At 43.9% G+C, this 9,157-nt stretch carries 9 protein-coding genes; 5 read left to right on the top strand and 4 right to left on the bottom strand.

What is annotated here, in order from left to right; all coding sequences use genetic code 11:
- Positions 1–55: 55 nt before the first annotated feature.
- From CS562_RS15695 to CS562_RS15680, 4 genes are all read right to left on the bottom strand, one after another.
- Positions 56–532 (bottom strand): DUF6790 family protein, encoded by a 477-nt coding sequence (locus tag CS562_RS15695; RefSeq protein WP_175383295.1) that lies wholly within the window; start codon positions 530–532, stop codon positions 56–58.
- Positions 533–979: 447 nt separating this feature from the next.
- Positions 980–2,179: an MFS transporter gene (locus CS562_RS15690; RefSeq protein WP_099857223.1), complete on the bottom strand. Its 1,200-nt coding sequence runs from the start codon at positions 2,177–2,179 to the stop codon at positions 980–982.
- Between the two features lie 269 nt (positions 2,180–2,448).
- On the bottom strand, positions 2,449–3,483 hold the full coding sequence (locus CS562_RS15685) for an ROK family protein (RefSeq protein WP_099856995.1): 1,035 nt from the start codon (positions 3,481–3,483) through the stop codon (positions 2,449–2,451).
- 199 nt (positions 3,484–3,682) lie between these two features.
- Positions 3,683–3,952, bottom strand: a complete 270-nt coding sequence (locus CS562_RS15680; protein ID WP_099856994.1) for a hypothetical protein — start codon at positions 3,950–3,952, stop codon at positions 3,683–3,685.
- 124 nt (positions 3,953–4,076) lie between these two features.
- On the opposite strand from CS562_RS15680, the gene CS562_RS15675 reads away from it, so the two are divergent.
- From CS562_RS15675 to CS562_RS15655, 5 genes are all read left to right on the top strand, one after another.
- A complete protein-coding gene (locus CS562_RS15675; RefSeq protein WP_099856992.1) occupies positions 4,077–4,415 on the top strand; it encodes a hypothetical protein in 339 nt (112 codons plus the stop codon).
- Between the two features lie 190 nt (positions 4,416–4,605).
- A complete protein-coding gene (locus CS562_RS15670; protein ID WP_090809647.1) occupies positions 4,606–5,217 on the top strand; it encodes a TetR/AcrR family transcriptional regulator in 612 nt (203 codons plus the stop codon).
- A 421-nt stretch (positions 5,218–5,638) separates the two neighbouring features.
- Positions 5,639–6,961, top strand: a complete 1,323-nt coding sequence (locus tag CS562_RS15665) for an amidohydrolase family protein (RefSeq protein WP_099856990.1) — start codon at positions 5,639–5,641, stop codon at positions 6,959–6,961.
- A 16-nt stretch (positions 6,962–6,977) separates the two neighbouring features.
- Positions 6,978–7,637, top strand: coding sequence for a DUF554 family protein (locus CS562_RS15660; RefSeq protein ID WP_099856989.1), 660 nt, complete (start codon positions 6,978–6,980; stop codon positions 7,635–7,637).
- Between the two features lie 217 nt (positions 7,638–7,854).
- Positions 7,855–8,895 (top strand): alpha/beta fold hydrolase, encoded by a 1,041-nt coding sequence (locus tag CS562_RS15655; protein ID WP_099856987.1) that lies wholly within the window; start codon positions 7,855–7,857, stop codon positions 8,893–8,895.
- Positions 8,896–9,157 lie beyond the last annotated feature (262 nt).

Below are 9,157 nucleotides of genomic sequence, written 5' to 3'. Positions count from 1 at the left end.
CACCTCGTTCGTTAGTTGAGATTTAGCTCATTTAAAGCAAAAATCCAGTAACAGCTTAGTGCATTACCCAAATTCCGCCAGCCCAAATGGAGAGAACTGTGATAAAGGTCTGATACACCACATCCATAATCAGATTACCGATGCTGTCTCCATCTGCCTTGCGGTTTTTAATCATGACATAAGTATGTGACCAAAGACCACTTAAACCGTATATGTACATCGTTACCAGCACGCCTACCCAAAAATTCCCTTGAAACCAGATCGCCATAATTCCCATTACACCCAACCCGACCTGAGAAAAACCATACTTGACCTGAAATGGTCCGCCAGGCCATCCCAGCATTTTGGCAGTCTGATCGGCTCTGGCTATGTTGACGACGTAACCAATAACTCCAACCAGTCCAAAGGTGACCACAAATTGATGAAGCAGCAGTACTCTACTAATCTCGCTCATTTCCCCGGGAAAACCTAGCAAGTAGAGATGAACTCCCCCTGAGATTAGACCTAGCAACCATAGTACCAAAAACCACATTCTTGCCCACTCCCGCCGTTTTGTTATTTTGGAATCATTTGTAACTTCATGTACAATCTTGTAGTTACACACATTATATAATCTCTTTTACATTTGTCAATTCGTACATATTTTTCTAGTTTGTCGAAGTATTTGTCAGTTTCGTTCCCATATGCGCAAAAAATATTTCCATATAGTTCTATGAAACTTCAAAAAAAATAGGACTTTAACACTGAATTTACATATTCTATCATGAATCCTACTTTTTTTTTTACGCTACGAAAGAACTACAACTCATTTATTTGAACCATATGATAGGTTAAGAGCATAGCTAAAAAGAGCAGGATACCGAAGTACCTGCCCTTAATGTATATTTCCTATCTTTTACCGCATGCTTAAAGAAACTTCGTTAGTTCATCCTTTATTTGTTAAGTTCATTCACTGATTTCTGTTATGGATAAATGATAGCTAAATCAGTTCCTGCTTCCGCTTCAAATACACATACAACACCACTCCAGATGCCGCACAGATCACAGCGCATAAGCCGATGAATCCGTACCCTGCTTGAAGCCCGCGCAATAACCCAAGCTGAGTGGTTGGACCATACGCATTCTTCACGCCTTCAATTACCCAACCAATTACATAGTTACCGATGACACTACCAATCCCCATCAGGGTAACTGTGAACGTAATCGCAGTGTCACTGCCGTTTGGATATCTGCGTGCGATAAATGCCATGACTGTTGGATAGATCATCGCAATACCCGCTCCTGATACGGCAAAGAAGAATGCCAGCCCCTCTCCACCTGCAATAGCGATGAATGTGCATACCGCCGAGAAAGCAGAGAACAAAATGAGCGACAATACGAATCCGATCCGGTCCGTAAGCGGCCCTAGCAACAGTCTGCCCAACGAGAAGCTGAGGAAGAACGCAGACAGCAGCCCAGATGCTTTGACCGTGTCCCACGTGTAAGCTTTCTCCAGAAAGTTAACAAGCCAACCTCCAACCGCCAGTTCGGATACCACGCCAAAAGAAAGAATAAGCACCATCAGCCAGATGGCTGGATCACGAGTTAACGTCTTGAGTGAAGTCCGATCTTCATGAGGAAGATCATCCCCCGGAAATTTGCTGCGCAGCGCCGCAATAATTGGCAGCAGACAGAGCGACAACATCACCAGATACATGCCGCGCCAGTCCAGTACGTGTCCGAACACGCTCAAGGACATCACCCCTGTCGCGAGCAAAGGTGCAACCGTTGAACTCAGCCCATAGAAGAAATGGGAGAGGTTCATCATCGTACCTGTGTTTTTCACAAAGATCCGCGCCCCCAGAATCGCCAGCGCAATCTCCAGCATGCCGTTTCCGATGTACATGAAGAAGTAAGATGAAGCAAAAAGTGGATATGTATGAGATACGTAAATGAACACACCCGAGAGAATCATCGATGCAAACGAAATGATGCTAACCGCCTTAATGCCCCATTTGCGTACCAGGATGGCAGTGAAGGAGCAGGCGATCAGATACCCCAGTGCATTCAGGGACAACAACGTCCCGAGCTGTTTCTCATCCAGATTGAAGTCGAATTGAATGCGCGGAATGGCCGGTCCCTTAATATTTTCCGATATGCCGAATACGATAAATCCCAAAAAAATCGTTGCCAGTTGCATGGCATACAGTTTGTTGAACTTTTTCTTGTTTCCTTCTGTACCTGCTTGCTGATTCAAAATAAGTTCCTCCATTGTGTACTGAAAAAATGATTACACTTCATAACTACGATTGCAGTACCATCTTCCGATCGCTGTTATCCCCAGATTTTTCTGATCCCCTTTCCTAAAGGGAAAATCCGGTGATAAAGGCGCTCTTCAGATTGGTTCCGCACTCTCCGTTATCGTGTAAAATATTATTTTGCTTAACTTCACTTCATAATAAGTAGTTCCTACCACTGCTTCTCAACCACCTGAATACGGTAGGTCAGACTTTCCAGCGTAACAGCGACCAGCCCCGTAACATATTCGCGCCGAGTGTCTCTTTGGATGATCAACCCCGGCATATGCTCCTGTGGGATCATGTCCAGACAACCTTGCGTCAGGCCATCCCGCATAGCTGGATCCATCGTATCGCCTGTAACCACAATCGTAGCCGGGTTAATGATCGCGATGATCGATACAAGCGTCTGTACTACCAGTTTCTGCAACCCATCTGGCGTATTCAACATCCGTAGCTGTTCTTCCCGTGACACGCCAAAAGGTAGAAAAGATACCTCGCCCCCAAATTGCGTGTTCCCTGTGAGCGGACGACCATCAATAATAAAGCCTGCACCAGGAAAATGGTTCTCAGGAAATGTAACTACCGCGAAGTTCTTCTCTTCTTCAAATTGCTGCTGGTTATACAGTCCGTACACCGTGAGATTCATGTCGTTACCAATGACCACTTCCACATCATCATACTGTTCCTTGAGCCTTGGCCCTAGCGGTTGACCCGCCAGCTCCGACACATCACAAATGCCAATTACACCGTTGTGTGCCACCCCTGGTATACCAATGCCAATGGCCTGCACATTGTGGTGCGTTTCGATCAGGCTCGCAATCAAATCCTCCACCACAGTCACATTAATCTCATCCAAAAAGAGTGTCTGTTCGTCCGCCATCTCTCCGTTCAGATTGGCATATGTATGTGTGATTGAGTGAATGCCGCCCTCCGTTCTAATAATCAGGCACAGCACACTTGCATAGTCCGCATTGAATTGATATCGACTGGCAGGTCTTCCCCCACTCGATTCATCCGGGCCCAGATCGATAATCTCACCAGTTTGGAGCAATTCGTTAAGGATCGTGCCGCATGTCGCCACGCTGAGTTTGGTTAGGTTCGCAATTGAAGCCTTCGTGCCTACGCCCATAGATCGAAGTGTGTTCTTCACCAATTCAACGTTAATGCGCTTCACCTGTTGGGTATTGTGTGATGTGGGTAACATGGTTAGTTGTATGCCTCCTTTCGTTCATTTCGAACCATTCAACGAATGTTTTTAAAAGTATTTTAATAATTGAAGTGTAGGGGGATTTGGGAGGAAAGTCAATGCTAAATTGAGAGAAAAAATCGTTTGGATGGAAAGGCAAAAAGACAGTTCAAGATCATCTAATATGATCCTGCGCTGTCCACTAGTTAAGGTGGTTTTATGTAGAATGACTCATTTGATTTGCCAAGATGCTCTTCTCCAGTCGGACTTTAAATAACTTTCTGTTTAGATCCTGTTCCATGGAATGAAGGTGATATGCTGCTTGTTTCACGGTATCCATCTCTAGCACACCTGCCTGCTTTGCGATGATGTCCATGGCATCCAGGATGAGTTTTTTGCATGTGACTAGTTGGTTGACGTAATCGTCTTCTTGTTGGACGAGTTGTCTATATTGCGAAACTAGATCTTCGCTGTGGGTACTTGTCATGTGGCCACCCCTTTGTTAAAAAGAGAGTAACATTAAATTAGGGATAATATGGTACGTAAAAACGTAACACGTTGTTACTGGGTTGTAACACCATAGTCGATAACTCAAAAGGAGATCAAGTATGATGAGAAAAAAACGAATGTTAATAGGCATTTTTACGCTGGTTGGCTTATTACTACTCAGTGAATTATTCCTTTGGTCTTCGGGAAGAGTTGGATTATTCAATACAACGAACAGAATTATCTCTGGTGCACCTAATATTGAAGTACAGGGAAAAAGACTATCTTATCAAGGAACAATTTTTTCTAGTCCTTCCGATCTTGACGAATATGCATCAAGTGATACAGGCGAAGCACTTTATAAGGCCAAAGGTACACCGCCAAACCCACCATGGATATATGTAAAAAAGGATTCGAATACTTTTTTTCGCTATAAAACGCCACAACTTCCTTGGCGCATGTAATTTAGAAAGCTATCAAACTCATACTTCCCTCTCATTAATAAACATGGTTAAGTTCAAAGACAAAGAGCACCAGAGGTGCTCTTTATTTTTGCAGGCTTTCTTCCCTTCGCACTCCTTCTCATTGACACCTCCCTCAAAAAGGTCTACTCTAATAACGAATAAACCATTCACTATTAAGGAGTCGTTCCCGATGGTGCAAGCCAAGAAAGACGAAGTCAGGAAAGAGATTGAATACGCGGCACTCAAGGTCTTTTTTGAAAAAGGCTATGTCGATGCCAAGATGAGCGATATCGCGGATGAGATCAATATTTCCGTGGGCAATATCTATACTTATTTTAAGAACAAGAAAGAGCTATTCTACGCCGTCGTGCCACCGGATCTGGTGGATTATCTGAAAAATGTGCTGGTGGAGACGATTCACTTTGATAACCAGACCTTGTTCGAGGAAACGGATAGCGAGCGAAAGTCGGCGCTGTTGCAGGAACAGGTGGACGTATTACGGAAATACCGGAATCAGATTGTCATCATCTTCGAAAAGAATAAAGGTACCATTTACACCAACGCCAAAAATGAGCTGGTCGAGCTGATGATCGAAACTAAGAAGGCCTATCTGAAGAACCAATATAAACGGTATGAGATTGGCACCGAGGAGAACTTGATCTTGTTGAACATCCTCGCGCACAATGTGATTGATATGAACCTGGATCTATTGAAACGGGATATGAGCGAGGACAGTCGGAAGCAAATATTCGAAGCTTTGTATGTATACAGACTGTACGGTATGAAGAGCCTCAACGAATAACAACCCAAGCCCATGCTGAAAAAACAAAGCGTGCAAATCATATCAACTTCACTTGGTTTGCACGTGAAAAAATCTCTAACATTAAGACACTCTATTTTTTTGACTTAAAAATGAATTTATAATTCATTTTTAAGTCAAGTATCTACCATTTACCAAACTATTTAAGTTGAACCTACATTTACACGATAACGGAGAGGACAGAAATAACCAGAGGAAGCGAAGCGTTCGCCTAAAAGCTTTCTGAAAGAAAGCTACATCGGAAGCATACGCTTATCACCGGATTCCCCCCTAATAAGAGGGTATCAAAAAAATCTGGGGATAACAGCGATCCGAAGGTTGTTCTGTCATCGGAGTGACAAGTGTACATACCCATCATTCAACTTATATAGCTTCACCCCCACATTCTAAGGAGGAACACAACATGAACACCGCTTACGCATTAAAAAACGTCAATCTGATCCACGGTGATCTGAACCGCAATCTGCAAAAAAACATGACGATTCTCGTCAATGAACAAGGACTTATTCAGAATATAAGCCAAGATAACGAACTGCTTATCCCTAGTTACTACACAACAATCGACCTCTCAGGAAAATACGTAATGCCTGGACTGATCAACGCCCACGTGCACCTCTTTGCAGACGGTAAACCGTTCAGTCTCTCGGTTAGTGAAGGCATGTTGCAGTTTGCCTATGATCGGATTTTGAACACGAAGTTCGGCAGAAACGTATTGAAAAAACGAATGAAACGCAACGCGCTGACCGCACTTCATGCGGGTGTAACAACGATGCGCAGTGTGGGGGAATTCTTTTACACGGATGTCCAACTGAGGGATGAGATTAACAACGGTGACTTTGTCGGCCCTAATCTGCTTGTCTCCGGGTTTTTCCTAAGTGTAACGGGCGGACACGGTGCTCCATTCCTCGCTCTGGTGGGCGATTCCCCGTGGGAAGCACGGAAAAATGTACGTCTGAATGTGAAACACGGTGTGGATTTGATCAAAATCTGTGTGACGGGTGGCGTGACGGATGCGAAAATGGTGGGCGAAGCTGGTCGTTTACAGATGACAGTGGAGGAAGTTGCGGCGATCTGTGATGAAGCGCATAAGATAGGCCTGCGGGTGGCAGCACATGTAGAGAGCACGGAAGGCGTACGGGTTGCGTTGAAGGGTGGCGTCGATACCATTGAGCACGGTTCGGAGATGGATGACGAAATCATTCGTTTGTACAAAAATAATCCCAATGCCCTGAATGGTTACACCGCACTCATCCCCACCCTGCAAGCCGCTTATCCATCCGCTTCACTGGATAACAGCGTAACGAAGGTAAGTGCAACGGTAAAAGAAAATTCCAGACTGGTCTATGATTCCATGCTCAAAGGTGTAAAACAAGCGATCGAAAACGGCATCACCATTGGTATCGGCACTGATGCCGCTATGCCTTATGTGACTCACTATGATATGTGGAGAGAGATGGATCACTACATGAGACAGGCCAACCTGAACAACAAACAGGTCATCGACATGGTGACTCGAACCAATGCGAAGATCCTCGGTGTTGACGATGTAACAGGAACGGTGGATATCGGGAAACATGCCGATCTGATTATCATGGAGCAAAATCCGCTGGAACATATCGAGGCCTTGTCAGACATCTCTATGGTCATGGTCAAAGGAAATCTAATTCAAACACCATCTGTCACAAGAATCAAAGAAGTCGACGATGTTCTAAACTCAGTTTGGTGAATTCAGGAGTGAAATCATGTTTGGTATATTGATCAATTGCTTTTCCATTATATGCGGGAGTACCCTTGGGGCCATCTCCAAAAGGTTCATGAATGACGGTTATAAGTCCATACTCAATCAAGTGATTGGAATCAGCGCGCTCATCATAGGCATTAGTACAACCATGAGCAGCATATCCACCAGCCAATATCAGATTATGTTTATCATCTTCCTCACCTTAGGTGGGGTCATTGGGCAACTCATTAATTTCGAGAACATCTTGTCCAACATTATGATCAGATTCTCGTCCAATGGCTTAAATGAAGGATTAACGGTTGCCATCTCATTGTTGTGCGTGGGATCGATCCCGATTCTGGGGCCACTACAAAGTGCGTTACAGGGGGATAATACCTTTTTGCAAATCAATACGATTTTCTCGGGCATTACGTCATTGATTCTGGCATCCACCTTTGGGATCGGCATCATCTTCTCAGCATTCATTCTTCTGGTGATCGAAGTTCTGGTCTTCTTCTCGGCTGATTTCTTATCCGTCTTCATGACGACGAACATCATGAACGAAATTACTCTGATTGGTGGCATTCTTGCACTCTGTACGGGAATGAACATCTTGATGATTACGAAGATCAAAGTGTTAAACCTGTTGCCTGCCTTATTTATCCCGATCTTTCTACTGTAGCTTCAGCATACTGAGGTCTTTTATAAACATAAAAAGTTAGTCAAGTTGCGGCCTTGGTCCTGTTCATCAGGACTGAGGTCTTTTTATGTCCAACCTGAGAAGGAGAACAGATTCAATCTGGCGTACGATTTGAATCAATGACGAATCACGTAAGATAGAGTTATGAATTTATGAACAATAATCACTTCAAGACATTGAACCAGAGGAGACATATCCTATGAACAAAATGAAAAAAACAGGTTTGTGGCTTGGTGTTACGACTCTAACCCTATCACTCGCAGTTCTTTACTTTCCAACATGGACGCCAAAAATAAAAGGAACAAACCCTATTCATGCATTGGAACAAGTTATAATCAACGGCACGGGACATGAAATCATGATCAGAGGACAGAATCTGGACAACCCAGTTATCCTGTATTTACACGGTGGACCGGGTGCATCTGAACTTCCGTACGCGAAAAAGTACCAGGATTTACTAGAATCTCAGTTTACGATTGTGAACTATGATCAGAGAGCAAGCGGCAAATCCTATCATTTTTTTGAGGACTATTCCAATCTCTCAGCTAACTTGCTGGTTGAGGATGCACTGGCCGTCACGGATTATATTACTCAACGTCTGGGGAAGAAAAAGGTGATCCTGATGGGTCATTCGTACGGAACATACATAGCAACTCTTGCTGCGCATCGAGCACCCGATAAATATGAAGCCTACATTGGGATCGGGCAGATGGCAGATACACAACAGAGCGAGATGGACGGATGGAATTACGTTATGGAGCAAGCCCTGTTGGCTGATAATCATGAAGATGTAGAGCAGTTGGAGCAGATCTATGAACCGATCAAACAAGGACAGGCATTCACGCCGCGAGATATCGTTAAACGTTATGGAGGCACATCAAGGTTGATGGACAGCCCTGACACCAGCTTCCTGGAAATGACGTTCAGCCATGAATATAATATGCTGGATGCCATTCGTTTTAATAAAGGGATCATATATTCGCAAGAAATATTGATAAGTGAAGCCCTGAGCCGTCCTTTGCCATCCTTGATTACGAAGCTGGACCTCCCCTTTTATTTTGTCATGGGAGATTACGACTTAATGACTTCATCCCATGCCGCCAAGGTGTTTTTTGACCAGATTGAAGGAAATCAAAAGGAATTCATTGGCTTTAATAACTCGGCTCACTACCCACATTATGAAGAGAAGCAAAGATTTTTTGATTGGATGGTAGATACCTTTATCAAGCACAAACCTTAATCATTCAATCCTTTACCCTCCAGGAACGGCTGCATGTACTTCTCTATTCGTGAAAATTTCGTTTTGGATTGCTTTTTTCATCGAACTACTGCTGAAGTTGCTCTGGAACGCTATATTCTGCAGTATTTTTCATTCTCACTTTTAGTCCGGCCTGTTCCACTTCAATCGCTTCACATTGCGTTTGTGGGACTTGCACACTTGAACCCCATCCGTATACGTGCAGACGTTCCTTTCATCACTGGATTATTATCATAACTTACAA

The sequence above is a fragment of the Paenibacillus sp. LK1 genome, from assembly GCF_002750415.1.
Lineage (GTDB): Bacteria > Bacillota > Bacilli > Paenibacillales > Paenibacillaceae > Paenibacillus > Paenibacillus taichungensis.
Note: the sequence above shows the minus strand (reverse complement) of the source record. Positions and strands in the feature narration are given on the sequence as shown.

What these genes read in the sequence shown, in the direction of transcription:
- CS562_RS15675 (WP_099856992.1), top strand. Translation starts at nt 4,077, where the DNA reads ATGAGAAAAAAACGAATGTTAATAGGCATTTTTACGCTGGTTGGCTTA.
- CS562_RS15680 (WP_099856994.1), bottom strand. Translation starts at nt 3,952, where the DNA reads ATGACAAGTACCCACAGCGAAGATCTAGTTTCGCAATATAGACAACTC.
- CS562_RS15690 (WP_099857223.1), bottom strand. Translation starts at nt 2,179, where the DNA reads ATGCAACTGGCAACGATTTTTTTGGGATTTATCGTATTCGGCATATCG.
- CS562_RS15670 (WP_090809647.1), top strand. Translation starts at nt 4,606, where the DNA reads ATGGTGCAAGCCAAGAAAGACGAAGTCAGGAAAGAGATTGAATACGCG.
- CS562_RS15655 (WP_099856987.1), top strand. Translation starts at nt 7,855, where the DNA reads ATGAACAAAATGAAAAAAACAGGTTTGTGGCTTGGTGTTACGACTCTA.
- CS562_RS15685 (WP_099856995.1), bottom strand. Translation starts at nt 3,483, where the DNA reads ATGTTACCCACATCACACAATACCCAACAGGTGAAGCGCATTAACGTT.
- CS562_RS15695 (WP_175383295.1), bottom strand. Translation starts at nt 532, where the DNA reads ATGTGGTTTTTGGTACTATGGTTGCTAGGTCTAATCTCAGGGGGAGTT.
- CS562_RS15660 (WP_099856989.1), top strand. Translation starts at nt 6,978, where the DNA reads ATGTTTGGTATATTGATCAATTGCTTTTCCATTATATGCGGGAGTACC.
- CS562_RS15665 (WP_099856990.1), top strand. Translation starts at nt 5,639, where the DNA reads ATGAACACCGCTTACGCATTAAAAAACGTCAATCTGATCCACGGTGAT.